Annotated in this window: 20 protein-coding genes; 14 read left to right on the forward strand and 6 right to left on the reverse strand. The window is 60.0% G+C overall.

The features are described 5' to 3' along the window. The first annotated feature begins 46 nt into the window (after positions 1 to 46). The 3 genes from MN186_RS07295 to murJ are packed head-to-tail and all read left to right on the forward strand — an operon-like array spanning position 47 to position 5,530. Positions 47 to 1,219, forward strand: coding sequence for a penicillin-binding protein activator (locus MN186_RS07295; RefSeq protein ID WP_242113714.1), 1,173 nt, complete (start codon positions 47 to 49; stop codon positions 1,217 to 1,219). Beyond that, complete coding sequence (locus tag MN186_RS07300; protein ID WP_242113715.1) at positions 1,206 to 3,992, forward strand: [protein-PII] uridylyltransferase; 2,787 nt, start codon at positions 1,206 to 1,208, stop codon at positions 3,990 to 3,992. The genes MN186_RS07295 and MN186_RS07300 overlap by 14 nt, the downstream gene beginning before the upstream one ends. Next, a complete protein-coding gene (gene murJ, locus MN186_RS07305; protein WP_242113716.1) occupies positions 3,992 to 5,530 on the forward strand; it encodes a murein biosynthesis integral membrane protein MurJ in 1,539 nt (512 codons plus the stop codon). Before MN186_RS07300 ends, murJ begins: the two co-directional genes overlap by 1 nt. A 5-nt stretch (positions 5,531 to 5,535) precedes the next feature. Here the strand turns inward: murJ and MN186_RS07310 are convergent, their stop codons facing one another. Beyond that, positions 5,536 to 6,222, reverse strand: a complete 687-nt coding sequence (locus MN186_RS07310; RefSeq protein WP_242113717.1) for a rhomboid family intramembrane serine protease — start codon at positions 6,220 to 6,222, stop codon at positions 5,536 to 5,538. Between the two features lie 98 nt (positions 6,223 to 6,320). Here MN186_RS07310 and trpS point away from each other — a divergent pair, with 98 nt between their 5' ends. Beyond that, the gene (trpS, locus tag MN186_RS07315; RefSeq protein WP_242113718.1) at positions 6,321 to 7,346 is read left to right on the forward strand and encodes a tryptophan--tRNA ligase; all 1,026 of its coding nucleotides are present in this window, start codon (positions 6,321 to 6,323) and stop codon (positions 7,344 to 7,346) included. 88 nt (positions 7,347 to 7,434) lie between these two features. Here the strand turns inward: trpS and hisG are convergent, their stop codons facing one another. From hisG to hisS, 3 genes are read right to left on the reverse strand one after another with little or no spacing between them, the layout of a single operon-like run. Continuing rightward, positions 7,435 to 8,133, reverse strand: coding sequence for an ATP phosphoribosyltransferase (gene hisG / locus MN186_RS07320; protein WP_242113719.1), 699 nt, complete (start codon positions 8,131 to 8,133; stop codon positions 7,435 to 7,437). Next, positions 8,130 to 9,233, reverse strand: coding sequence for an ATP phosphoribosyltransferase regulatory subunit (locus MN186_RS07325; RefSeq protein ID WP_242113720.1), 1,104 nt, complete (start codon positions 9,231 to 9,233; stop codon positions 8,130 to 8,132). The genes hisG and MN186_RS07325 overlap by 4 nt, the downstream gene beginning before the upstream one ends. After that, complete coding sequence (gene hisS / locus MN186_RS07330; protein WP_242113721.1) at positions 9,226 to 10,701, reverse strand: histidine--tRNA ligase; 1,476 nt, start codon at positions 10,699 to 10,701, stop codon at positions 9,226 to 9,228. The genes MN186_RS07325 and hisS overlap by 8 nt, the downstream gene beginning before the upstream one ends. A 147-nt stretch (positions 10,702 to 10,848) precedes the next feature. Between hisS and MN186_RS07335 the strand changes: the two genes are divergently transcribed. Then, positions 10,849 to 11,043, forward strand: coding sequence for a SlyX family protein (locus MN186_RS07335; protein ID WP_242113900.1), 195 nt, complete (start codon positions 10,849 to 10,851; stop codon positions 11,041 to 11,043). A 68-nt stretch (positions 11,044 to 11,111) separates the two neighbouring features. Here the strand turns inward: MN186_RS07335 and dnaE are convergent, their stop codons facing one another. Next, positions 11,112 to 14,627, reverse strand: a complete 3,516-nt coding sequence (dnaE, locus tag MN186_RS07340; RefSeq protein ID WP_242113722.1) for a DNA polymerase III subunit alpha — start codon at positions 14,625 to 14,627, stop codon at positions 11,112 to 11,114. Positions 14,628 to 14,677: 50 nt separating this feature from the next. Continuing rightward, positions 14,678 to 15,037, reverse strand: coding sequence for a VOC family protein (locus MN186_RS07345; protein WP_242113723.1), 360 nt, complete (start codon positions 15,035 to 15,037; stop codon positions 14,678 to 14,680). A gap of 212 nt (positions 15,038 to 15,249) precedes the next feature. Between MN186_RS07345 and xdhA the strand changes: the two genes are divergently transcribed. Genes xdhA through MN186_RS07390 form a run of 9 tightly spaced genes read left to right on the forward strand, consistent with a single transcriptional unit; the run spans position 15,250 to position 25,230 of the window. Beyond that, positions 15,250 to 16,620 (forward strand): xanthine dehydrogenase small subunit, encoded by a 1,371-nt coding sequence (gene xdhA / locus MN186_RS07350; protein WP_242113724.1) that lies wholly within the window; start codon positions 15,250 to 15,252, stop codon positions 16,618 to 16,620. Continuing rightward, the gene (gene xdhB / locus MN186_RS07355; RefSeq protein WP_242113725.1) at positions 16,617 to 18,893 is read left to right on the forward strand and encodes a xanthine dehydrogenase molybdopterin binding subunit; all 2,277 of its coding nucleotides are present in this window, start codon (positions 16,617 to 16,619) and stop codon (positions 18,891 to 18,893) included. The genes xdhA and xdhB overlap by 4 nt, the downstream gene beginning before the upstream one ends. Next, positions 18,890 to 19,873, forward strand: a complete 984-nt coding sequence (gene xdhC / locus MN186_RS07360; RefSeq protein WP_242113726.1) for a xanthine dehydrogenase accessory protein XdhC — start codon at positions 18,890 to 18,892, stop codon at positions 19,871 to 19,873. The genes xdhB and xdhC overlap by 4 nt, the downstream gene beginning before the upstream one ends. 4 nt (positions 19,874 to 19,877) lie before the next feature. Continuing rightward, entirely contained in the window at positions 19,878 to 21,359 is a 1,482-nt protein-coding gene (locus tag MN186_RS07365) for an ABC transporter ATP-binding protein (RefSeq protein WP_242113901.1), read from the forward strand. Continuing rightward, complete coding sequence (locus MN186_RS07370; RefSeq protein WP_242113727.1) at positions 21,356 to 22,450, forward strand: ABC transporter permease; 1,095 nt, start codon at positions 21,356 to 21,358, stop codon at positions 22,448 to 22,450. The genes MN186_RS07365 and MN186_RS07370 overlap by 4 nt, the downstream gene beginning before the upstream one ends. A gap of 2 nt (positions 22,451 to 22,452) precedes the next feature. Next, complete coding sequence (locus MN186_RS07375) at positions 22,453 to 22,812, forward strand: hypothetical protein (RefSeq protein WP_242113728.1); 360 nt, start codon at positions 22,453 to 22,455, stop codon at positions 22,810 to 22,812. A gap of 2 nt (positions 22,813 to 22,814) precedes the next feature. Continuing rightward, positions 22,815 to 23,738, forward strand: coding sequence for an ABC transporter permease (locus MN186_RS07380; RefSeq protein WP_242113729.1), 924 nt, complete (start codon positions 22,815 to 22,817; stop codon positions 23,736 to 23,738). Positions 23,739 to 23,747: 9 nt separating this feature from the next. Continuing rightward, on the forward strand, positions 23,748 to 24,152 hold the full coding sequence (locus tag MN186_RS07385) for a hypothetical protein (RefSeq protein ID WP_242113730.1): 405 nt from the start codon (positions 23,748 to 23,750) through the stop codon (positions 24,150 to 24,152). 1 nt (position 24,153) lies between these two features. Further along, positions 24,154 to 25,230: a BMP family ABC transporter substrate-binding protein gene (locus MN186_RS07390; RefSeq protein WP_242113731.1), complete on the forward strand. Its 1,077-nt coding sequence runs from the start codon at positions 24,154 to 24,156 to the stop codon at positions 25,228 to 25,230. Positions 25,231 to 25,335 lie beyond the last annotated feature (105 nt).

Raw genomic sequence — 25,335 nt, forward strand, 5'->3', positions numbered from 1 at the left:
AGTCGACATTTTTGTGTGCTGCCGCGCCCCGGAAAAGGATTTTTGCATGTTCTCTGTTTTCACTCGTACCCGCAAGGCGCTGCGTCGTCTAACGGCCACTTTGGGCCTGACCGCCCTTGCCGCCTGTGGCGTTCAAGGGTCCCAGATCGGCCAGAACATCAACCCTGAAAAACCTGTGCCCGTCGCACTTCTGGTGCCCGGTGGGTCGGGGTCGGCCAATGATGCCAACCTTGCCACATCGCTGGAAAACGCTGCGCGCCTGGCAATGTCTGAACTGTCCGGGGTCGAGGTCGACCTGCGCGTGTACAACACCGGCGGCAGCCCGAATCAGGCGGCGGCAATGGCGGTCAGGGCCGTTCAGGACGGTGCGAAGATCATTCTTGGCCCGGTTTTCGCGCAAAGCGCCAATGCCGCCGGGGTCGCCGTCGCCAACCGTAATGTCAATGTGCTGAGCTTCTCGAACAACACCGATATCGCCGGGGGCAATGTGTTCGTCTTGGGCAACACGTTCGAGAATACCGCAAACCGCCTTGTGCGTTACGCAAACCGCAGTGGCAAAGGTCGGATCATGATCCTGCACGGCAATGATCAGGCCGAAGTCCAGGGCAGCCAGGCGATCAGGGCTGCGATTGCTAATTCGGGGGCGACGCTGGCCGGCACCGCATCGTTCGAACTGTCGCAAAATGGGATCGTCAACGCGATGCCTGCGATCAGTTCAAAAGTCAAAAGCTCGGGCGCGCAATCGGTCTTTCTGACCTCAGGCACGTCAGGCGCGCTTCCGTTCTTGGCGGGGCTTCTGCCCGAGAACGGCGTCAGCCCGCAAACCACCCAATTCATCGGGCTGCAACGCTGGGATATCCCGTCAAACGCGCTGGCGTTGCCGGGCGTACAGGGCGGTTGGTTCGCCCTGCCCGATCCGGGCCTGTCCAACCGCTTTGCCAGCCGGTATCGGGCGCGCTATGGTGCCGCCCCGCATCCGATTGCGGGATTGGCGTATGACGGCATCGCAGCCATTGGCGCCTTGGCGAAATCGGGGCGTGCAAGTGCACTAACCACCACCGCGCTGACGCAGTCGCAGGGTTTTGTGGGCGTCAACGGCATCTTCCGCCTGCGCCCCAACGGCTCCAATGAACGCGGTTTGGCGATTGCACAGGTTCAGAACAATCAGGTCGTCGTGATCGACCCTGCACCCAGAAGCTTCGGCGGTGCCGGGTTCTGAGCCCAACCGGGACGCCTTCGCCCGGAAACCGGACCTGATATGCCCGCCGCGTGACATCTTCGATGGTGACGCGCTTTGGCAGAAGCTGGAGCCTGCCTTGGATCGGGCGGGGCAAGATGCAGCCGCCGTGCGCCACGAAACGGTCACGGTCTTGCGCACGGCGATGAAGGACGGGCGCGCCACCATCGCTGCGGCGCTGGCGAAACAACCGCTGGTCGCCTATCCAGCGATTGCGGCCTATGCCTACTTGACTGATGAAGTCGTGACGTTCATCCATCGCGTCGCGGTTGAAAAACTGCACCAACGCCCCAACCCGACAACGTCCGAGCGCATCGCCGTGTTGGCCGTCGGCGGATACGGTCGGGCCGAGATGGCACCGCAATCCGACGTTGATCTGCTGTTCCTGACCCCCTACAAAATCACGTCCTGGGCCGAAAGCGTCATTGAAAGCATGTTGTATATGCTTTGGGATCTGCGCCTGAAAATCGGCCATGCCTCGCGCACAATCGACGATTGCCTGCGTCTTGGCGAAGCCGATTTCACCATCCGCACCGCACTTCTGGAACACCGGCGCGTCTGTGGCGACGAAACTCTGGCCCAAGAACTTGACGATCAGCTGTGGGCACAGCTTTTTGACCACACCCTTGCGGAATTCATCGAGGCCAAGCTGGCCGAACGGGACGAGCGTCACGAAAAACAGGGCGATCAACGTTATATGGTCGAACCCAACGTAAAAGAGGGCAAAGGCGGGCTTCGCGATTTGCAGACCCTTTTCTGGGTCGCGAAATACCAACACCGCGTCAGCCAGCATGAAGACCTCGTGTCAAAAGGCGTGTTCATCGAAGAAGAATACCAGACATTCCGCGAGGCCGAGGAATTTCTGTGGGCCGTGCGCTGCCAGTTGCATCTTGCGACGGGTCGGCCATCGGACAAGCTGACCTTCGATCTTCAGGTCGAAGTCGCAGAGCGGCTGGGCTTCAAGGATACCGGTGGCCGGCGCGGGGTCGAACATTTCATGCAGGCCTATTTTCGGCACGCAACCCAAGTGGGCGACCTGACCCGCATCGTGCTCAGCGCGCTTGAGGCGGCGCATCTGAAACAAGCCCCCGCGCTGCTACGCCTGTTCAAACGGCGCAAACGTGTCAGGCCGGGTTATATCGTCCGACATGGGCGGCTTGGCGTCGCGGATGAAGACGCTTTTCTGTCAGACAAACTGAACCTTCTGCGCATTTTCGACGAGGGGTTGCGCACGGGCATGTTCGTCCATCCGGATGCGATGCGGTTGGTGTCAGCCAATCTGGACCTGATCGACGACGACATGCGGCACAACAAGGAAGCCAACCGTATTTTCCTTGGCCTTCTGTTGAAACATGGCAATCCCGAACGTGCCCTGCGGCGGATGAACGAGGTCGGCGTTCTGGCCGCGTTTTTGCCGGAGTTTGAGCCAATCGTGGCAATGATGCAGTTCAATATGTATCATTCCTACACGGTGGACGAGCACACGATCCAGGTCATCTCGAACTTCGCGCGGATCGAGCGGCAGGAACTGGGCGACGAGTTGCCAATCGCCACCGAAATCATGAGCGGAAAGGTCAACCGCAAGGTCCTGATGGTGGCGATGCTGCTGCACGACATCGGCAAGGGGCGACCGCAAGACCATTCCATACTTGGGGCGCAGATCGCACGGAAGGTGGCACCAAGATTGGGTCTCGGACCCAAGGACAGCGCGACGGTCGAATGGCTGGTGCGCTATCATCTTTTGATGTCGGACATGGCGCAGAAACGCGACATTGCCGACCCGCGCACGGTGCGGGATTTTGCCAAAGCGGTGAAAACGGTCGAACGTTTGGACTTGTTAACCGTGCTGACCGTCTGCGACATTCGCGGCGTCGGGCCGACCACATGGAACAACTGGAAAGCCACGCTGATCCGCACGCTTTACAACCAGACCCGCCGCGCATTGGAAGACGGGATGGAAGATCTGAACCGCGCCCATCGGGGTGCCGAGGCCAAGCGCGCTCTGCGGCAAGAACTGTCCGACTGGTCGGCCAAGCAACTGCGCGCCGAGACCGCGCGCCATTACCCCAGCTATTGGCAGGGCCTGCACGTCACCGCTCACAAGGTCTTTGCCAAACTCTTGCGCGACATCAAGGATAACGAAGTGCGCATCGACATCTACGAGGATGAAGAACGCGACGTGACGCGCATCTATTTCGCGTTGGCCGATCACCCCGGCATCTTCTCGCGCATCGCAGGGGCGCTGACGGCGGTGCGGGCCAATATCGTGGATGCGCGGACCTACACATCCAAGGACGGCTATGCAACCGCATGTTTCTGGGTGCAGGACGCCGATGGTCATCCGTTCGACGCCGACCGTAAAGAACGCGTCGAAAAGATGCTCTATCGACTGCTGAAAGGTGAAGTGATTGCGACCGAGGCCAGCGCCAACAGCGAAAAGCTGAAAAAGCGCGAGCGGGTCTTCAAGGTGCCAACCCACATCACCTTCGACAATGACGGGTCCGAGATTTACACGATCATCGAGGTCGACACACGCGACCGCCCCGGCCTGCTGCACGACCTGACGCGCACTTTGGCAAATGCGAACATCTATATTGCGTCGGCCGTCATCGCCACGTATGGCGAACAGGTCGTGGACTCGTTCTATGTTAAAGACATGTTCGGCCTGAAAATCATGGCCGAACACAAGAAAAATCAGCTGGAAGCCAAGCTGCGGCAGGCGATCGAGCAAACGGCCGAAAGGGCAACGGCATAATGGCATCCGGACTGGCGCGTGGCTTCATGACCGTGGGCGGCTGGACGATGGCCAGCCGCATTCTTGGTTTTGTGCGCGATATCATGATCGGCGCGTTTCTGGGATCGTCGGCTGTGGCCGAGGCCTTCCTGATCGCCTTTTCATTGCCCAACATGTTCCGCCGCTTCTTTGCCGAAGGCACGTTGAACGTGGCATTCGTGCCGATGTTTGCCAAGAAACACGAAGGCGGCGACGGAGCGATGGAATTTGCCCGCGACGCTTTGTCGGGGCTGGCATTCATTCTGGTGATCTTCACCATCCTCGCGCAAATATTCATGCCCGCGCTGGTCTATGCCATGGCGTCGGGCTTTGCCGCGGATGAACGCTTTGATCTGGCCGTTACATATGGGCGCATTGCGTTTCCCTATATCCTGTTCATCTCGATCGCGGCGCTTCTGTCGGGGGTTCTGAACGCGACAGGGCGGTTCATGGCCGCGGCGGCCGCGCCAGTACTGCTGAACGTGATCTTCATCACGGCAATGTTTGTCGCCGATTTTCTGGGCTATGACATCGGCAACGCGCTGGCTTGGACCGTGCCGGTAGCCGGGATTGCGCAGGTCATCCTGGTCTGGGTGGCGGCCAGCCGCGCGGGCTATCGGCTTGTGCCGCGTATGCCGCATATGACACCCGAACTGAAACGTCTGTTCATCATTGCAGCCCCCGCCGCCCTTGCCGGTGGCGTGACGCAGATCAACCTTCTGGTAGGCCGTCAGGTCGCCAGCTTCTTCGACGGAGCTGTGGCGTGGCTTTATTACGCCGACCGGCTGTATCAACTGCCCTTAGGCGTCGTGGGCATTGCCATCGGCATCGTGTTGCTGCCCGAACTGTCGCGCAACCTGCGGTCAGGCGACACTCTGGCCGGGCGCGACGCGCTGAGCCGCGCGGGAGAGCTGGCGCTGGCGCTGACCTTCCCGGCCGCCGTTGCCTTGATGATCGTCCCCACCCAGTTGATCGAGGCGCTGTTTCAACGCGGTGCCTTCACCTCTGATGACACGGCGAACACCGCCCTTGCCACTGCGGTCTATGGCCTTGGGTTGCCTGCATTCGTGCTGCAAAAGGTGCTCGCCTCGGTTTATTTTGCCCGCGAAAACACCCGCACACCGTTTCACTTTGCCATTGTCGGGATGATCGTGAATGTCGTGATTGCGGTCGGGCTTAGCTATTGGTTGGGCTTTATTGCTGCCGCCATCGGCACCACAGTCGCCGGCTGGACGATCACCGGCCTGACATGGATCGGCGCCGCCCGTATGGGCGAGGATACAAGGTTCGACGCCCGCTTCTGGCGCCGCTTCTGGCGCATGGCCGCCGCCAGTTGGGCGATGGGCGCAATCCTTTGGGTCTTGGTGATCATTTTGGGGCCAATGTTCGGCATTGCGGGGCTGAAGATTGTGGCCGTGGCCGTGCTGGTCCTTGGCGGGATGGGCGCCTATGGCCTGTTTGGCCATTGGTTCGGTGCCTTCCACCTGTCCGAGATCAAGGGCGCCCTGCGCCGCGGCTGAGCCAGCTAGCGCTTTCGCAGCTTGGCCAGCACATTCGACCACCCCCCGGGGCTGACCAGGAAAGACAGGCCGAACCCTGCGACAAAGCCCGCAATCTCGGACACCCATGTCAGCCCTGCGCCAAACAGCAGGCCGAAGATCAGTTGCAACGCCATCAGAAACGCGATGATACGAAAGGCCGACAACTGGTTGCCCCCTGTCGCGGCCAGATTGGTCCACAGCAGGAACGTGTATGCCCCGATCAGCCCATAGACCGCTGGAAATCCGCCAAACAGCACAACCGGCGTGTCCCAAACCAGCCAATAGGCCAGCGCCCCGCCAATCGACGCGCCGAAATAGACCACCAGAAAGGCAAGGGGCGAAAACACCTCGCCCACCATTTTGCCCAGCGCCAGAAGAAAGACCAGCACGAACAGAAGATGGGTAAAGCTCAGATGCAGGAAGGGGTATGTGAAAAACCGCGCCAGTTCGCGCGGCGGATACTGCCCGTTTTCCACCATCCAAGTGAACAGGGTCTCGCGAAAGCCCCACTCCTCGATCATCAGAATGCGCCAGCCCGCCGCTTGCGGCCCGCCGATCAAGCCACGGCTGCCGGCGAAGAACACAAGCTCGATCCCCACCAAGAACACCGCCAACGCGATCACGACGGGCGGCAGGGGGTTTACGGGGCTTTCTTCACGATAACTGCTCATACTTGCGCTCCTTGGCGTCTTCTATGCGCGCCTTTCTTGACGCCCTTGGTCCACATGGGTAAGCGACGAGGAATAAGAAATCCAGACGGAGTGAAAACATGACCAATCACACGCCACGCGTCTTCTCAGGCGTAAAGCCTTCGGGCGGGCTGCAATTGGGCAACTACCTTGGGGCCATCAAGCGATTTGTGGACATGCAAGGGCAGGACTTCGAAGCAATCTTTTGCGTCGTCGACCTGCACGCCATCACCGTCTGGCAAGACCCGAAAGAGCTGAAGGCTGCAACCCGCGAAGTGACGGCGGGCTATCTGGCGGCGGGGATTGACCCGGCAAAATCGGTTCTTTTCAACCAAAGCCAAGTACCCGCCCATGCAGAATTGGCATGGCTGTTTAACTGTGTGGCCCGCGTTGGCTGGATGAACCGCATGACGCAGTTCAAAGACAAGGCCGGCAAGAACGCCGAGAAAGTGTCGCTTGGTCTTTACGCCTATCCTGCGCTGATGGCAGCCGACATTCTGCTGTATCACGCGACCCACGTGCCCGTGGGCGAAGATCAAAAACAGCATGTCGAGCTGACGCGCGATATCGCGGCCAAGTTCAACCACGACTACGGGGCAGAAGGGTTCTTCCCTTTGCCTGAGCCAATCATAGACGGGCCGGCAACGCGCGTGATGAACCTGCGCGACGGGTCGAAGAAGATGTCCAAGTCGGGTGAAAGCGACATGGAGCGCATCAACATGACCGATGACGCCGACACAATTGCCAAAAAGTTCAAGAAGGCGCGCACCGATCCAGAACCCCTGCCCGACACGCTTGAAGGTCTAAAAGGGCGCCCCGAGGCCAGAAACCTTGTCGACATCTATGCCGGTCTCTCCGAGACCTCACCAGAAGCGGTCATTACCGAGTTCGCAGGTGCCGGTTGGGGCAAGTTCAAGCCTGCACTGGCCGATCTGGCCGTTGAAAAACTGGGACCGATCTCAGAAGAGATGGCGCGCCTGATGAACGACACGGTCGAGATCGACCGCGTTCTGGCTCAGGGCGCGGAAAAGGCCGAGGCGATCGCCCAACCGATCCTTGACCAGACCTATGACATTATGGGGTTCCTACGCTCGCGCAAAGGGTAACGGCGGGGCGTTGCTACCATTATTAGAAGACTAGGCGCGGGGCATCCTGCGCCCGTTTCATTTGGCCCCAATCATTTACGCAGACCGGTTAGCGATCCACGCCCAGCTTCGCGCGAAGCTCGACCAATGTTGCGCGCTGGGCTTTGGTCCAAACCGCTTTGCGCGACTTGAACAGTGTGGCCTGGCTTTTGTGCACCGGACGGCCCGACAGGATTTTCAGGTGATTGGCCCGCAGCGTTTCCCCGGTCGACGTGATGTCGGCCACCGCTTCGGCGGTTTCATTCTTGATCGTGCCCTCGGTCGCGCCCTGACTGTCAACCAGTTGATAATCCGCGACACCGTGATCGCGCAAGTGATCGCGGATCAAGCGATGATATTTGGTCGCAATCCGCAGGCGGAAGCCGTGTTTGGCACGAAACGCCGCCGCTACCGCGTCCAGATCGTCCAGCGTATTCACATCGACCCAGCATTTCGGCACGGCGATGATCAGGTCGGCGTGACCAAATCCCATCGGCGCAAGCTCGATCACTTTCTCTTCCCATGCACCCAGCTTTTCACGCACTAGGTCGGACCCGGTGACGCCCAGATGGATGCGCCCTGCGGCCAGTTCGCGCGGGATTTCACCAGCAGACAGCAACACAAGCTCGACCCCGTCAATTCCGTCAACCGAAGCAGCATATTCGCGATCCGACCCGGTGCGCGAAAGCGTGACACCCGAAGCGCCGAACCAATCGAACGTCTTCTCCATCAACCGCCCTTTCGAGGGCACGCCCAACTTCAAAGTCATCGCATCACCTCGCCCATCAGATGCAAGGTCAGTTCTGGGCGGATCACGCCACCAACCGCCGGAATCTCGCGCCCTTCGCCATTCTGATTGCCTAATACGCGCGTCAGCGCATCATACCGTCCGCCGGTCGCAACGGGCGGCAGATCGGGGCGATTTTCGGCATAGAAACCGAAAACAAAGCCGTCGTAATATTCCATCGAGGTGCGGCCATAACTGCCTTCGAAATCCAAAGTGGCAACGTCGACACCCCGCCGGGCCAAGGCTTCGGCACGAATTTCAAGCCGGTCAACCGCTTGCGCAATCGCGGGCATGTCAACGGCGATATCGCGCAGATGTGACAACACATTCTCGGTGGTTTCGCGCAGGCCAAACAGATCATCCAGCAAGTCGACCTCCTGTGCGGAAATCGGGTTGGCGGCGGCATCTTCGCGGAGCGCCTCGACACGTTCAGCGATCTCAGCGCGCGCACGCAAGCCGATATGCGTGCCGCCAGCGGCCATCGGGTCGGCCATGTTCAAAAGGGCCTCGCGCCCCTCTGGCAACGGCGCACGTCCAGCGAACCGGTCCAGAAGCGCACGGAACCGACGCGGACGCCAGATGTGACGCAAAAGCGCAGCCTTGCGACGGTCGGTCGTTCGAAGCCCACGCACAGCAGCCAAAAGCAGCCCCATATCCCCGGTGGCAGCGCGCAAATTAAGCGGCGCCAACACGTCCAATAGCAGCGCGAAAACCTCGGCATCCGCCTCGATCGGGGCAGCACGGTCGAATACCTCGTACCCTACCTGAAAATACTCGGACGACCGATGGGCTGTTTCCGCCTGTGCGCGAAACACCTCGCCCATATAGGCATAGCGCGCGGGCTCGGCCCCACCAGCCATGTGCATCTGCACAACCGGAACCGTGAAGTCGGGGCGCAACATGGCCTCGCCGAAATCCGGGTCGTGGGTCACAAAGGCACGGGCGCGGATATCTTCGCCATAGAGATCCAAAAGCGTCTCGGCAGGTTGCAGGATATCGGCCTCGACCACGCTCGCGCCGTGATCTTCAAAAAACCGCAAAAGCCGCGTGGCCTCGGAGCGGACGCGCGCCTTGTCAGTCATCATTGCCCTCGATGATTTCGCGCACTTTTGCGACCATGTCGGCGCGGTTGCATTCGAACTGGCTGGGTCGCTCTTTCCATTCCTCGAGTGTGGCATTTTCGGCTATTTTTGCGCCCAACACCAGATCCTTGACTTGCACTTTTCCTGCATCAAACTCGTCAGAACCGGCAATAATGGCGACAGACGACCTGCGCTTATCAGCATATTTCAACTGATTGCCGAAATTCTTCGGATTGCCCAGATAGACTTCGGCCCGGATACCAGCTTGGCGCAGGTCACCCACCATCGCCTGATAATCGGCCAAGCGCGACTTATCCATGACGGTCACGACAACGGGGCCTTCCGCCCTACCGTCCAAGCGCCCTTTGGCGTGCAATGCCGCCAACAACCGGTCCACCCCGATTGAGACGCCGGTGGCCGGAACCGCCTGCCCGGTAAACCGCTTGACCAGATCATCATAGCGCCCACCGCCAGCGACCGAACCGAACTGCCGCGGTCGGCCCTTTTCGTCGAGAATCTCAAAGGTCAATTCGGCCTCGAACACCGGACCGGTGTAATAGCCGAGCCCGCGCACGACAGATGGATCGATCTCAATCCTATCGGAGCTATAGCCTTGCGCGGCCAACAAGGTCGCGATCTCTTCCAATTCGGCCACGCCTTCCGCACCAATGGCGCTGTCGCCCACAGCGGCGCGCAAATTTGCAAGCGTGTGTTCAGCGGTGTCCCCTTTCGAGGTCAGGAACGCCAGCACCGGTTCCGCTTGTTCATCCGACAGCCCGACCCCATCAATGTACGCGCCCGACGCATCCAGACGGCCCTTGCCCAAAAGCTCGCGCACGCCCGCTTCGCCCACCTTGTCAAACTTGTCGATGGTGCGCAGAACAGCATCGCGGGTGGGGCCCTCGTCGACACCCATCACCTCCAACACACCGTTCAAAACCTTGCGGTTGTTGACCCGCACCACATAGTCCCCGCGCGGAATGCCAACGGTCTCTAACGTATCCGCCAGCAACGCGCAAATCTCAGCATCCGCTGCCATACTCGCGCTACCAACGGTGTCTGCATCGCATTGGTAAAACTGCCGAAACCGCCCCGGTCCCGGCTTCTCATCGCGCCAAACCGGCCCCATCGCATAGCGACGATAGGGCGTCGGCAAATCGTTGCGATGCTGCGCGTAAACACGCGCCAAGGGTGCGGTCAGATCATAGCGCAGCGCCAGCCAGCTTTCATCTTCGTCCTGCCACGCAAATACACCCTCGTTGGGGCGATCCACGTCGGGCAGGAATTTTCCCAGCGCCTCGACCGTTTCCACGGCAGAGCTTTCCAGCGCGTCAAAGCCATAGCGATGATAAACCGCCGCGATCTGGTCGAGCATCCGTTTCCGCTCGTCCACCTCTGAGCCGAAATAGTCGCGAAACCCCTTGGGCGTGATCGCCTTGGGGCGGGGCTGTTTTTTCTGCTTGGCCATGGCTGGTCCCGGTTCGTGTAAGTGTCGCGGGCGGTCTAGCGGATGGGCGCGTCAGGGGCAAGGAAAGCCTGCCACGTAAGCAACACGCAAAAACCGCTGGGTCTTCGGCCCAAGCCGCGCTATCACGCCCCCATGACACAAGATCGCCTGACCCAGCTTGAAGAAACCATCGCCCACCTGACCCGCCAGGTCGAGGAATTGAACGAGGTCGTCACCCGGCAGGACACCGAACTGTCAAAGATGACGCACCGCGTGCGGATGCTGATGGAACGCGAGGCCGAGCGGGAACAGGCCAATTCCGGCGGCGTGGTCCTGGGCGACGAACGGCCGCCACATTACTGACCTCCGCCCGTTTCTTCTGGCCAAAAATATCCTGGGGTGAGCGGCAACGCCGCGAGGGGCAAAGCCCCTTAAACCTCTTCCACGTCAATCACGCCGTTCAGCGATTTCAAGGCCCCCTTGATTTGCGGGTTCAAAGGGAAAGGTTGACCCAGTGTCATCTCGACTTCCCCCGGCAGGGACGGGTCCATCAAGCATACAGAAACCTCGCCAGATCGCACATTAAGCGCCTTCTCGGACGCGTCTTTTAGAAGATTGGCAACCTGCGTCAGGGCGTCGGTCTGATCCAGATACAACTTCAATGCCATACCACCAGCATCGGCCACCACATTGTCGATAGGCGAGATTGACCGGGCCAGCAACTTCAACTGCTCGGCTTCCATCGTTGCCTCGACCGTCACGACCACATTTGCGCCGGTCTCAAGGCTGTCGCGGCTCTTCTCCAGCACATCCGAGAAGATCGTGACCTCGTATTGTCCGGTCGGGTCGGTCAACTGCGCGAAAGCAAAACGGTTGCCGCGCGCCGATTTACGCTCCTGCCGCCCGGCGACCGTGCCCGCCAGTTTCGCGACCATCGCCCCCCGTTCGGCTTTCCGCTGTAACTCAGCCAGCGACAATATCTGTTTGCGTTTCAGCGCGGGCATATAATCGTCCAGCGGATGCCCGGACAGATAGAAACCGATGGCCTTATGTTCCTCGGCCAGCCTTTCGCTGGGCAGCCAATCGCCAACCGGGGACAGGCGCGGTTCGGGCAGATCGTCGCCTGCCTCACCAAACAAGGACACCTGATTGGACGCACGCTGTTCGTGGATCGCCGCAGAATAACTGACCAGCGCATCAAGGCTGTCAAAGACGCGGCGACGATTGGGATCGAGCTGGTCGAAGGCCCCGGCGCGGGCCAGCATTTCCATCGGGCGTTTGCCGACACGCTTCAGATCAACGCGACGGGCAAGGTCGAAAAGCGTGGCGAATGGCTTGTCGACACCGTCGACTTTGCGCCCTTCGACGACAAGGTTCATCGCCTCGACACCGACGTTTTTAAGCGCACCTAGCCCGTAAACCACACGACCTTCGCTGACGCTGAACATGGACTGCGAGCGGTTCACACAGGGCGGCACCACCTCGATATCCATGCCCCGTCGCACCTCGTTGGCGTAGACGGCCAGCTTGTCGGTCAGGTGGATATCACAGTTCATCACACCCGCCATAAATTCGACCGGGTGGTTCGCTTTCAGCCAAGCGGTTTGATAGCTGACCACCGCATAGGCAGCAGCGTGGGATTTGTTGAAGCCGTAGTTGGCAAACTTCTCCAGAAGGTCGAACACTTCGGACGCCTTCTTGGCGGGCACCCCGTTTTCTGCCGCCCCTTTCTCGAATTTCGGGCGTTCGGCGTCCATCGCCTCTTTAATTTTCTTGCCCATGGCGCGGCGCAGAAGGTCCGCGCCGCCAAGGGAATACCCCGCCATAACCTGCGCGATCTGCATCACCTGTTCCTGATAAACGATGATCCCCTGCGTTTCCTCAAGGATATGGTCGATCAGGGGGTGGACGCTTTCGATCTCGCGCAGTCCGTTCTTGACCTCGCAATAGGTCGGGATGTTTTCCATGGGGCCGGGGCGATACAGCGCCACCAGCGCGACGATATCCTCGATACAGGTGGGTTTCATGCGCCGAAGCGCGTCCATCATGCCCGTCGATTCCACCTGGAACACAGCGACCGTCTTGGCGGCGGCGTAAAGCTTGTAGGTCGCTTCATCGTCCAGCGGGATGGTATTTATCTCGTTCTCGGTGCCTTCGGGTGGATCATACAGCGTTTGACCGTCCGGCCCGATGTGAATGTCACGCCCCTGCCCCCGGATCAGGTCCACGGCGTTCTGAATGACAGTCAGCGTTTTCAGGCCCAGAAAGTCGAACTTCACCAGCCCCGCCTGTTCGACCCATTTCATGTTGAACTGGGTTGCCGGCATGTCGGATTTCGGGTCCTGATACAAAGGCACCAACGCATCCAATGGCCTGTCACCGATCACCACACCGGCCGCATGGGTCGAGGCATTGCGAAGCAGCCCCTCAATCTGCTGTCCATAGGTCAGAAGGCGGTCAACAACCTCTTCCGCGCGAGCTTCTTCCCGAAGGCGGGGTTCGTCTGCCAAGGCCTTTTCAATCGACACGGGCTTCACGCCTTCAACCGGGATCAGTTTGGACAGGCGATCCACCTGCCCATATGGCATCTGCAATACGCGCCCAACGTCACGCACAGCGGCTTTTGACAAAAGTGCGCCGAAGGTGATAATTTGGCCAACCTTATCGCGACCATATTTTTCCTGAACATATCGGATTACCTCTTCCCGGCGATCCATGCAGAAGTCGATATCGAAGTCGGGCATCGACACGCGTTCGGGATTCAAAAACCTTTCGAACAGCAGCGAGTATCGCAGGGGATCAAGGTCGGTGATCGTCAGCGCATAGGCCACAAGACTCCCCGCACCGGAACCACGACCTGGCCCCACTGGAATGTCTTGCTCTTTCGCCCATTTGATGAAATCGGCAACGATCAGAAAATAGCCGGGGAAGCCCATACCTTCAATGATGTCCAGCTCGAAATCCAGCCGCTTTTGATACTCTTCGACGGACACGGCATGAGGGATCACCGCCAACCGAGCGTGTAGCCCCTCATTGGCCTGGCGACGCAGCTCCACCACCTCGTCATCCGCGAATTTCGGCAAAATCGGGTCACGCCGATACGCCATGAAAGCACAGCGGCGGGCAATTTCCACCGTATTATCAATCGCCTCGGGCAGATCAGCAAACAGGGTGATCATTTCCTCTGCGCTTTTGAAATAGTGCTGGGGTGTCAGGCGGCGGCGGTCTTTTTGTTGATCGACATAGACACTGTCCTTGATGCAAATCAGCGCATCATGAGCTTCATACAGCTTTTGCTTCGGAAAATAGACATCGTTGGTCGCCACCAAGGGGATGCCCATCGCATAGGCCATTTCGACGAACCCCTGCTCGGTCGCGCGTTCGGCCTTGGTCAATTTTCCGTCCTCGCCCGGATGGCGCTGCAACTCGACGTAAAGCCGATCGCCAAAACTGCGGTGTATCCGCTGCAACAGCGCCTCGGCCTTCGGCCTTTGGCCCGATTTAAGGAATTGACCGACCGGCCCATCAGCCCCGCCTGTCAGACAAATCAGGTCATCAGAGTATTGTTCAAGTTCCTCCAGTTGCACCTGCGGTAGCGCGCCGCCCTTGTCGATATAAAGGCACGAATTCAGCTTCATCAGGTTTTCATACCCGTGCTCGTTCTGGGCCAGCAGAACCACCGGGGCAGGTGCGCGCGGCCTCTCGCCTGGCGCGGGTGGCTCAAACAGCACATCGACTTGGCAGCCCATGATCGGCTGCACACCTTCAGCGGCGGCTGTAACTGAAAATTCCAGTGCCGCGAACATGTTGTTGGTGTCCGTCACAGCGACCGCGGGCATACCGGCAGCAGCGCTCAGGCCGGGCAGTTTCTTTACCGGAACGGCGCCTTCCAACAACGAATACTCGGTGTGAACACGCAGGTGGATGAATCGGGGGTGTTTTGTCATGGCGCCAACCTAGACGACCGTCCGGCGCCGGGGAAGCCAAGAAACGGTGATCAAGCGGGTTGAAGAACTTCGATGCGGTTGCCGAACGGATCAGCTGAATAGAACCGGCGAAACCCAATCAGGTTGTCATCCCATATCACCGGGCACGCCGCTTGATCCAGCTTTTGCGCAAGCGTATCCAAGTCGGTGCAGGTGAAGGCGGGATGGGCCTTTCTGGCGGGCACAAACGGCACCTCGACCCCCAGATGGACGCGCAAATCACCGCGGCGAAACCAGACCCCACCGCGCCCGTCCAACGGCGGGGGCTTCGGTTCTTCGTCCAACCCCAACAAGTCGACATAAAACGCCCGTGCCCGGTTTTCCTGACCTTCCGGCATGGCAAGTTGAACGTGATGAAGGGTTGTCAGCATTCGACGGCATCTTTCACTGTGTGCATTAGTATACCGATTACACCCGCACCTTCAACACCCCGCGTCGCCGATGCCGGCGCGACAGGAATTTCTTGCCAGACCGTCGATTCTGGGCTTTGCTGGTCCAACATAATGAACCCCGCCTGTTTTCTACGCCGCATCGAGGATAGGCAAACCGGGGCACAACAGGGTAACGCGGCGGGACGGATCTCATGGATATCGCCTTTCTTCTGAACGGAGAGAGTGTGACACTGGCCAACGTGGACCCCACCCGCACCACGTTGGACTGGTTGCGCGACACCCAAGGCCTGACCGGCACGAAAGAGGGCTGCAACGAGGGCGATTGCGGCGCCTGCACCGTCATTGTCGCGGATGATCAAGGCACCAAGGCGGTCAATGCCTGCATCCTGTTTCTGGGCCAGATCAACGGCAAATCCCTGACCACGGTCGAAGGGCTGAGCAAGGGCGACGACCTGCATCCGGTGCAGCAATCCATGATCGGCCTACATGGGTCACAATGCGGGTTCTGCACGCCGGGTTTCATCATGTCGCTGGCTGCCGCTCATCACAATGGCGACGACAATCACGACGATGTTTTGGCGGGCAACCTGTGTCGCTGCACCGGCTATGCACCGATCATCCGCGCCGCAAAAGACGCAGCCCAGCGCACACCTGATCAGCCGTTTGATCCGCTGCCCAAGAACATGCCAGAGGCCGCTAGCGCAAAGGACGCAGCCCGGCCGGAAACCGTCGATCAACTGGCCCAAGCGCTGATGATGTCGCCCCATGCGACCCTTGTCGCCGGGGCGACCGATGTCGGGCTTTGGGCGACCAAGGCCTTGCGCGACCTAAACCCGGTGATCTTCCTGAGCGGTGTCAAAGACCTGCGCGACGTTCAGATCACGGACGACGCCATGCGCATCGGCGCAGGTGTCACGCTTGAGACCCTTCGGCGTGTCATCGCCCCCTATCATCCACATTTCGCCGAGATGCTGCGCCGCTTCGCCTCGGTCCAGGTGCGCAATGTGGCGACGATTGGTGGTAATATCGCCAACGGCTCGCCGATTGGTGACACGCCGCCTGCGCTAATCGCGCTGGATGCCACACTGCACCTGCGTCGCGACACCCAGACCCGCGCCATCGCGCTGAAGGATTTCTTCATCGACTATGGCAAGCAAGACCGCCCACCCGGCGAGTTTGTCGAGGCCGTGTCGTTCAAACGTCAACCCGACCGCCTGCGCATCTATAAGCTGTCCAAGCGGTTTGACCAAGATATCTCGGCCGCGTTGGGCGCGTTCAACATTGCGACCGAGGCCGGCGTGGTGACAAACGCCCGCATCGCGTTTGGCGGTATGGCCGGCACACCTAAGCGTGCCGCTCATGTCGAAGATGCCTTGACCGGACAGCCGTGGAACTTGGATACCATCCACGCGGCTCTGCCTGCGTTTGCAAAGGATTTCCAACCGATGTCGGATATGCGCGCGTCGGCCGAATACCGTCTGAAAGCGGCGCAGAACCTGTTGCTACGCTATTGGCACGAAGATCAGGGTCTGGCGACTTCAGTCCTTGAGGTGCAGTCATGAGTGTTGGCAAACCCCTGCCCCATGATGCCGCCCGCCTTCATGTGACGGGTCAAGCGCGCTATGTCGATGACATTCCCACATCAGCCAATTGCCTGCATCTGGCGTTCGGGCTCAGCGACACGGCGCGTGGTGTAATCACGCGGGCAGACTTGTCGAAGGTGCGCAAGTCCCCCGGCGTTGTCGACGTTCTGACAGCCATCGACTTGCCGCACGCCAACGATGTTTCGCCCTCGATCCACGATGAACCGTTACTGGCCAACGGCGAGGTGTTTTATCATGGACAACCGATCTTTCTTGTCGTCGCCACGTCGCATCTTGCCGCCCGCAAGGCCGCGCGACAGGCCCAGATCACCATCGATCCGCGCCCGGCCATCCTGACCATTGACGACGCGATGGAGGCGGGCAGCCGGTTCGAAGGCGGCCCGGTGGTTTGGTCGCGGGGCGAGGCGTCCGCCGCGATAGATGGCGCGCCCCACACCCTGACGGGCGCGTTCGAGATGGGCGGTCAGGAGCATTTCTATCTTGAAGGTCAGGCCGCATTGGCGGTCCCGCAAGAAGCGGGCGATATGCTGGTCCATAGCTCGACCCAGCACCCCACGGAAATTCAGCACAAGGTGGCCGAGGCGCTGGGCGTGCCGATGCACGGTGTCCGGGTCGAAACGCGCCGGATGGGTGGCGGCTTTGGCGGCAAGGAAAGCCAAGGCAACGCGCTGGCCGTGGCCTGTGCCGTCGCCGCCCAGCGCACCGGTCGCCCCTGCAAGATGCGCTATGACCGCGACGACGACATGGTGATCACCGGCAAACGTCATGATTTCCGCATCACCTATCGCGCGGGCGTTGACGATCAGGGGCGCATTCTGGGGTTAGAGGTTACTCAGATTGCCCGTTGCGGTTGGTCGCAGGATCTCTCGTTGCCGGTCGCCGACCGCGCGATGCTGCATGCCGATAATGCCTATCACCTGCCTGCGGTACGGATCGAAAGCCATCGGCTCAAGACCCACACCGCCTCGGCAACGGCGTTTCGCGGGTTCGGTGGCCCACAGGGTGTTCTGGGGATCGAGCGTATTCTGGATCACATCTCGGCCACCCGCAGGCTTGATCCGGTCGACGTGCGGCGCGTCAATTTCTATCGCGACGGGCAGACCACGCATTACGGCCAGACCATCGAAGGCTTCCATGTGCCCGCCATGACCGACACGCTTCTGGCGCAGGCCGAGTACGACAAACGCCGCGCCGCGATTGACGCGTTCAACGCCAACAATCCTATCGTTAAAAAGGGGCTGGCCTATGTGCCGGTGAAGTTCGGGATCAGCTTTACGCTGACCCATCTGAACCAGGCAGGCGCTCTGGTGCATGTCTATGCCGACGGGTCGATCCGCATGAACCACGGCGGCACGGAAATGGGACAAGGTCTGTTTCAGAAGGTCGCGCAGGTCGCCGCGCGGTGCTTCGGCGTTCCGTTAGAGGCGGTAAAAATCACCGCGACTGACACCGCGAAAGTGCCGAACACATCGGCCACGGCAGCATCATCGGGGTCGGATCTGAACGGGATGGCGGTGCAGGCAGCTTGCTTAACCATACGCAACCGGATGGCAGAGCATTTTGCAAGCCAGTGGGACACCACAGCGGACAAGATCACCTTCGACAACGGCGCGCTGAGCGGCCCGGGCGGCCAATCGCTGCCCTTTGGCAAGGCGGCTGCGGCGGCCTATGAGGCGCGTGTCAGCCTGTCCGCGACCGGGTTCTACAAGACGCCCGGCATCAATTGGGACCGGACAAAGGGTCAGGGCCGCCCCTTCCTTTACTTCGCCCACGGCGTTGCCGTGACCGAGGTCGCCATCGACACGCTGTCCGGTGAAAACCGTATCCTGCGCACCGATATTCTGCATGATGCGGGCAGTTCACTGAACCCTGCGCTGGATATTGGCCAGATCGAAGGCGGATACGTGCAGGGCGCCGGGTGGCTGACGACCGAGGAACTGGTCTGGGACGGTAAGGGCCAGCTTCGCACCCATGCGCCGTCGACCTACAAGATCCCCGCATGCTCGGACCGACCACGCGTTTTCAATGTCAAACTCTGGGATCAGCCTAATCACGAGGACACGATCTTCAAATCCAAAGCCGTGGGTGAGCCGCCCCTGATGTTGGGCATCTCGGCCTGGCTGGCGCTGGCTGATGCCGTGTCGGCCTGCGGCGACGGCTATCACGACATGAACGCCCCGGCGACGGCCGAAGAGGTGCTGAATGCCATCGAACGGGTGCGCACGGGATGAGCTTTGACTTGACCCAGCTTGCCGATGCCATCGCCCGGCACGGCGCCGTCGCGCGGGTCGTCGTGGCCCAAACCGCAGGGTCAACCCCGCGCGAGGTGGGCGCTTCTATGCTGATCTGGCCGGACGGGCAAAGCGGCACGATTGGCGGCGGAGAGCTGGAATACCGCGCCGCAGCGGACGCGCGAGTATTGCTAGCAAAAGGCGGCGAACCGGTTGTGAAACAAGTCCCCCTTGGGCCTGCGCTGGGTCAATGTTGCGGCGGTGCTGTGACCTTGGTAACGGAATGCTTCGACGCGCCCGAGTCGGACCACGACGGCATCGTTGCAAGGCCGGTCGCGGCAACCGGCGCAGCGCCCCTTGCGGTAAGACGCCTGCTGGACAAAGCGCGGGCCCAAGGCGTGCGGCCGGCGCCGCAATTGCTGCAAGGCTGGATGGTCGAGCCGGTCGCCGAACCATTCGCACCCGTATGGATTTACGGGGCGGGGCATGTGGGGCGGGCGCTGGTCGATGTATTGTCGCCGCTGGCGCATTTGTCGATCACATGGATTGACACGGCACCCAACCGCTTTCCCGCCACGCCACCGGCCAGCGTGACCACCCTGCCAGCCGCTGATCCGGCGCGCACTGTGGCGCTTGCCTCGCCAGACGCCCATCATCTTGTCCTGACCTACAGCCACAGTCTGGATCTGGCCCTGTGCCACGCCATCCTGTCGCGCGATTTTGGCACCGCCGGGCTAATCGGGTCAGCGACGAAATGGGCGCGGTTTCGCAGCCGATTGGCCGCGCTGGGTCACGATGCGACACAGATCAATCGAATTCAGTGCCCTATCGGTGATCCGGGCCTTGGAAAAGCACCTCAGGCCATTGCGGTGGGGGTTGCCTGCACGCTACTTAAAAGCGTCGCCAACAAAGACATAATCAACAGGGGAACGTCAATTGACGGGGGATACGCGAAAAACCGACGCGCTTTTGACACTTGAGGGGATGACAAAAGCCTATCCCGGTGTCGTGGCCAACGACCAAGTTTCATTTTCCATCCTACCCGGCGAGGTTCACGCCTTGCTTGGGGAAAACGGGGCTGGGAAATCGACACTGGTCAAGATGATCTATGGCCTCGTCAAACCTGACGCAGGCCAGATGATACTTAGGGGTGAAGACTTTGCCCCCGCCAACCCCGCCGCTGCGCGTGGGTCGGGGGTGACGATGGTGTTTCAGCACTTCAACCTGTTCGACGCCCTGTCAGTGGCGGAAAATATCTCGCTTGGGATGGACGACCCGCCCCATCGGCGCAAACTGTCGGCGCAGATCCGCGAGGTCAGCCAAGCCTACGGCCTGCCGCTGGACCCCGACCGGGTGGTGGGCGAATTGTCCGCCGGAGAACGCCAACGGGTCGAGATCGTACGCTGCCTTCTTCAAGACCCCAAGCTTCTGATCATGGATGAACCAACTTCGGTTCTGACCCCGCAAGAGGTTGATATCCTGTTCAAAACCCTGCGCAAGCTGACCGCCGAAGGCACCGCAATTCTGTATATTTCGCACAAGTTGGAAGAAATCAGGTCGCTGTGCGAACACGCCACTGTTCTGCGGTTGGGAAAGGTGGTCGACACCTGCGATCCCCGCGAACGCTCGGCCCGCCAATTGGCCGAAATGATGGTCGGCGGGACCTTGCATGTGCCCAGCCGCGCCGCAGCCGATCTAGGGCCGGTCGCCTTGTCGATGGCGGGCGTGTCGATGTCATCGCCGAACGAGTTTGGCACCAACCTGCGCGACATCAACCTTGAGGTCCGCAAAGGCGAAGTTCTGGGCGTCGGCGGTGTCGCGGGCAATGGGCAGGACGAGTTGCTGGCCGTGCTATCCGGCGAAGGGCGCGCACAAACTGGCACGATCACCTTGTCGGGTGACGATATCGCCACCCTGTCCCCCAATGCTCGTCGCGCGCGTGGACTTCTGACTGCGCCCGAAGAACGGCTGGGCCACTCCGCCGCGCCCGAGATGAGCTTGGTTGAAAACGCCCTTCTGACCGGGGCCGTGCGCGAAAACCTTGTCAAACGCGGGTTTCTGCGTTGGCGGCGCGCCGAACGGTTTGCCCGCAAGATCATACAAGATTTCGACGTCCGCACCCCCGGCCCTGACAATACGGCAGGCTCGTTGTCTGGCGGCAATCTGCAAAAGTTCGTCATTGGGCGCGAAGTGTTACAACGACCCGAGGTTTTGGTGGTGAACCAGCCGACTTGGGGCGTCGATGCCTCGGCGGCGGCGGCGATCCGGCAATCGCTTCTTGATTTGGCCCAAAACGGGGCAGCCGTCGTGGTGATCAGTCAGGATCTGGACGAATTGATGGAGGTCGCCGACCGTTTCACGGCATTGAATGAAGGCCGTCTGGCCGATCCTGTCCCGACACAGGGTCTGGATGTTGAAACGATCGGCCTGATGATGGGCGGCGTGCATGGGGAAACAGCAGCATGATTCATCTGGAAAAACGTCCTCAGCCATCGAAATTCTGGGCCGGGGTCACACCGATCCTTGCAGTGATCGCAACCATGGTCGCGGGCGGCATCATGTTCTGGATGCTGGGGAAGGATCCAATCGAGGCGATCCGCACAATCTTCTGGGACCCTTTGTTTCACGAGACATTCGGCCCCTATTCCCGCCCGCAGCTTCTGGTCAAAGCCGCGCCACTTATCCTGATCGCGATCGGGCTAAGCCTTGGCTTTCGCGCCGGCATCTGGAATATCGGCGCCGAGGGCCAGTATATCATGGGCGCAATCTGTGGGGCTGGTGTGGGTCTTGCGTTCTATCCATCGGAAAGTTTGCTGATTTTCCCCGCTATGGTGTTGGCTGGTGCGATCGGCGGCTGGGCTTGGGCGATGATCCCGGGCTTGTTAAAGGTGAAGTTCGGCACCAACGAAATTCTTGTCAGCCTGATGCTTGTCTATGTGGCCGAGAACCTACTGGCCTCGGTCAGTCAGGGACTTTTGAAGAACCCCGAAGGCATGGGCTTCCCCGGCTCGCGTAATTTCCGCGACTTCCCCGCCGCTTATAACGCCGAAATCATCGGCGGCACCGGCATGCACTGGGGCGTAGCGGCAGCGTTTGTTGCAGTGATTTTCACCTATATTTTGCTAACCCGCCACATACTGGGCTTCCAGGTTCGCCTGACCGGACAGGCTCCGCGCGCCGCCCGGTTTGCGGGCGTCAAACCATCTGTGGTGATCCTGTTCTGCCTTGGCACGTCTGGCGCACTGGCCGGGCTTGCGGGTCTGTTCGAGGTGTCGGGTCCGGCGGGCCAAATCTCGATCGACTTTAATTCGGGATACGGGTTTACCGCGATTATCGTGGCATTTCTGGGCCGCTTGCACCCCATCGGCATTCTACTGGCCGGCTTGTTGATGGCACTGACCTATATCGGAGGTGAACTGGCGCAGCTGATGCTGACCCTGCCCGCCGCCGCAATCCAGATGTTTCAGGGGATGCTGTTGTTCTTCCTTCTGGCGATGGATGTGCTGTCCCATTACCGCATCCGTTTTAACAAAACCGCTGCGACGGTAGAGGGCTGAGCATGGCTGAGAACGTCGGGGTAAAATTGTCGTACCTAGAGTGGATCTTAGCGAGCCTAGCCCTTGTCTTTGGGTTTCTGATGGGTAACGCAATTGGTTTCATCGCACTGAATATTCAATTGCTCTGGCCGCTGGTTGTTCTGAGTCTGATCTATGCCTGCCTTGAACTATTGCTCTTTGGCGCGGTCACGGGATTTTGGCGGCTGGTCATCCGGCGAAAAGGGCGGACGCTAGAACAGGACGCTGCGCGCGACAACCAACCTCAAAGCCGCCTTATTCGTCATATTTTTATCGCAGGATTTATCGGCGGGCTCTGCATTCCAATGCTGCAAGCCCTTGCCAGCCTAGCAACAGGAGCCTGATCATGGACCTTGGACAAATCAATCCGCTTCTTCTGCTTGCATCGCTGATGGTTGCAGCGACGCCGATCCTGCTGGCTGCCATTGGCGAAGCAGTGGTTGAAAAATCAGGCGTTCTGAACCTTGGGGTCGAAGGCATGATGATCACCGGCGCGGTGGTGGGTTTTGCCATCAGCGTCAACACCGGAAACCCCGCGGTCGGCTTTGTTGGCGCCGCCTTGGCCGGAGCTGCGCTGTCGCTGCTGTTCGGGGTATTGGTGCTGTATCTGATGTCAAATCAGGTCGCCACCGGTCTTGCCCTGACACTGTTCGGGTTGGGCCTGTCATCGCTGATTGGCAAGCCATATGAGGGGGTAAAAGCGCCGAGCCTCGCCAGGCTGGACATCCCTGTCCTTGGCGATATTCCGGTGCTGGGACCGATCCTGTTTCGTCATGATCCCATGGTTTATGTCAGCCTGATCATCGTTGCGGCCACATGGTTCGTGCTGACCCGCACCCGCGCCGGTCTGATCCTGCGCGGTGTCGGGGAAAATCACGACGCCGCTCACGCGCTTGGCTATAAAGTGGTGCACGTGCGTCTACTGGCCATTGCGTTCGGCGGCGCCTGCGCAGGGCTGGGCGGCGCGTATGTCAGCCTTGTACGCGTGCCGCAATGGGTCGAAGGCATGACCGCCGGTGCCGGTTGGATCGCCCTTGCCATCGTCGTGTTTGCAAGCTGGCGACCATGGCGCGTGTTGCTGGGCGCCTATCTGTTTGGCGGTATCACCGTTTTGCAGTTGAACCTGCAAGCCGCCGGAGCTGCGATCCCCGTCGACATCTTGGCAATAAGCCCCTACGTCGTGACAATTCTTGTCCTTGTCATTATCTCACTACGAGGCAGCCACGGCGCGCCCGGGTCACTTGGAAGGATATTCCATGCAACCCACTAGGGGCCACTGATGAACAAGGTCGGAATGCTACACACTCTTAACTCTCAGAATACGCTCGCCCGTGTGAATGTCGGTGGGGGCAGGGATAAGTTGATGCTCGTCGCGGCCTTCGCTATCGCGCTTTGTACTACCGCGTCAATTTCCAACAGCTTGTGGCGGGCCTTGGCTGGCTTCACGACCGGTAGCTATGATGATATGCTTGCCGAAATGGGGGGCGGCGAGTTCTTCACCACTTTCGTTCTGTTCATCGGGGTCTTCGGGATCGGGGCGCCGTGGGTCATCGTGACAGCCGCACTTCTGGACCGCGAAACCAACGCCCAAAAACAGACGCATCAGGGCGCGGATGGTGGCAACGCCAACGCCCCGAACACTACGGACACACCAAAATCTGCTAAAACCATCAAGGGAGAATGATATGCGTGCAGTAAAAACACTTTTGGCCAGCGCGGCCCTGGCAACCGGCTTGTCCGGCGCGGCCATGGCCCAAGACAAGACCAAGGTCGGCTTCATCTACGTCGGGCCGATTGGCGACGGCGGCTATACCTATGAACACAACCAGGCCCGGCTGGCCGTCGAAGAGCATTTCGGCGACAAGGTCGAAACCGTCTACCAGGAAAGCGTGCCTGAAGGCGCAGATGCCGAACGCGCGATCACACAGATGGCGCTGTCCGGCGCGGATCTGATCTTCACGACCTCGTTCGGGTTCATGGACCCAACCGTTGCAGTCGCCGAAAAGTTTCCGGACGTGAAATTTGAACACGCCACCGGCTACAAGCGCGCCGAGAACCTGTCGACCTATTCTGCCCGCTTCTATGAAGGCCGTGTGGTCATGGGCCACATTGCCGGCAAGATGACCAAGACCAACAAAATCGGTTATATCGCTGCGTTCCCAATTCCCGAGGTTATTCGCGGCATCAACGCGACCTATCTGGCCGCCCAAAAGGTCAACCCCGATGTCGAATTCAGCATCATCTGGGCCTACACGTGGTTCGATCCGTCGAAAGAGGCTGATGCGGCCCAAGCACTTCTTGAACAGGGTGCCGACGTGATCTTGCAGCACACCGATTCCACCGCGCCGCAAGCCGCCGCTGAAAAGGCTGGCAACGTGATCACCTTCGGTCAGGCATCGGATATGGCGGAATATAAGCCGCGCCCGCGTGTGACCTCGATCATCGACAACTGGGGTCCATATTACATTGACCGCGTTCAGGCTGTGATGGATGGCACTTGGGAAAGCCATGACGTCTGGCAGGGCATCGGTGACGGTATGGTCGAGATCGGCGAAATCACCGGCCTGCCCGAAGACCTGACCAAAGAGGCCGAAGACCTGCGCGACCGTGTCGGCTCGGGCGAGTTGCATGCCTTCACCGGCCCGATCAACAAGCAGGACGGCACCCCTTGGCTGGCTGAGGGCGAAACCGCCAGCGACGAAGATCTGCTGACAATGGAATTCTTTGTCGAAGGCTTGACCGGCGAAATTCCGTCCAACTGATCGACGGATAAATCAAGACGAACGGACCTCGCCTTCGGGCGGGGTCTTTTTTGTAAAACCGCCTCATTCCCGACGCTCTTTCACTTTCACCCTTCCCGTGCAAAT

Source organism: Aliiroseovarius sediminis, from assembly GCF_022678485.1.
Taxonomy (GTDB): Bacteria; Pseudomonadota; Alphaproteobacteria; order Rhodobacterales; family Rhodobacteraceae; genus Aliiroseovarius; species Aliiroseovarius sediminis.

What these genes read in the sequence shown, in the direction of transcription:
- murJ (WP_242113716.1), top strand. Translation starts at nt 3,992, where the DNA reads ATGGCATCCGGACTGGCGCGTGGCTTCATGACCGTGGGCGGCTGGACG.
- hisS (WP_242113721.1), bottom strand. Translation starts at nt 10,701, where the DNA reads ATGGCCAAGCAGAAAAAACAGCCCCGCCCCAAGGCGATCACGCCCAAG.
- dnaE (WP_242113722.1), bottom strand. Translation starts at nt 14,627, where the DNA reads ATGACAAAACACCCCCGATTCATCCACCTGCGTGTTCACACCGAGTAT.
- MN186_RS07375 (WP_242113728.1), top strand. Translation starts at nt 22,453, where the DNA reads ATGGCTGAGAACGTCGGGGTAAAATTGTCGTACCTAGAGTGGATCTTA.
- MN186_RS07325 (WP_242113720.1), bottom strand. Translation starts at nt 9,233, where the DNA reads ATGACTGACAAGGCGCGCGTCCGCTCCGAGGCCACGCGGCTTTTGCGG.
- MN186_RS07295 (WP_242113714.1), top strand. Translation starts at nt 47, where the DNA reads ATGTTCTCTGTTTTCACTCGTACCCGCAAGGCGCTGCGTCGTCTAACG.
- trpS (WP_242113718.1), top strand. Translation starts at nt 6,321, where the DNA reads ATGACCAATCACACGCCACGCGTCTTCTCAGGCGTAAAGCCTTCGGGC.
- xdhC (WP_242113726.1), top strand. Translation starts at nt 18,890, where the DNA reads ATGAGCTTTGACTTGACCCAGCTTGCCGATGCCATCGCCCGGCACGGC.
- MN186_RS07345 (WP_242113723.1), bottom strand. Translation starts at nt 15,037, where the DNA reads ATGCTGACAACCCTTCATCACGTTCAACTTGCCATGCCGGAAGGTCAG.
- MN186_RS07370 (WP_242113727.1), top strand. Translation starts at nt 21,356, where the DNA reads ATGATTCATCTGGAAAAACGTCCTCAGCCATCGAAATTCTGGGCCGGG.
- MN186_RS07365 (WP_242113901.1), top strand. Translation starts at nt 19,878, where the DNA reads ATGACAAAAGCCTATCCCGGTGTCGTGGCCAACGACCAAGTTTCATTT.
- xdhB (WP_242113725.1), top strand. Translation starts at nt 16,617, where the DNA reads ATGAGTGTTGGCAAACCCCTGCCCCATGATGCCGCCCGCCTTCATGTG.
- xdhA (WP_242113724.1), top strand. Translation starts at nt 15,250, where the DNA reads ATGGATATCGCCTTTCTTCTGAACGGAGAGAGTGTGACACTGGCCAAC.
- MN186_RS07385 (WP_242113730.1), top strand. Translation starts at nt 23,748, where the DNA reads ATGAACAAGGTCGGAATGCTACACACTCTTAACTCTCAGAATACGCTC.
- hisG (WP_242113719.1), bottom strand. Translation starts at nt 8,133, where the DNA reads ATGACTTTGAAGTTGGGCGTGCCCTCGAAAGGGCGGTTGATGGAGAAG.
- MN186_RS07390 (WP_242113731.1), top strand. Translation starts at nt 24,154, where the DNA reads ATGCGTGCAGTAAAAACACTTTTGGCCAGCGCGGCCCTGGCAACCGGC.
- MN186_RS07380 (WP_242113729.1), top strand. Translation starts at nt 22,815, where the DNA reads ATGGACCTTGGACAAATCAATCCGCTTCTTCTGCTTGCATCGCTGATG.
- MN186_RS07310 (WP_242113717.1), bottom strand. Translation starts at nt 6,222, where the DNA reads ATGAGCAGTTATCGTGAAGAAAGCCCCGTAAACCCCCTGCCGCCCGTC.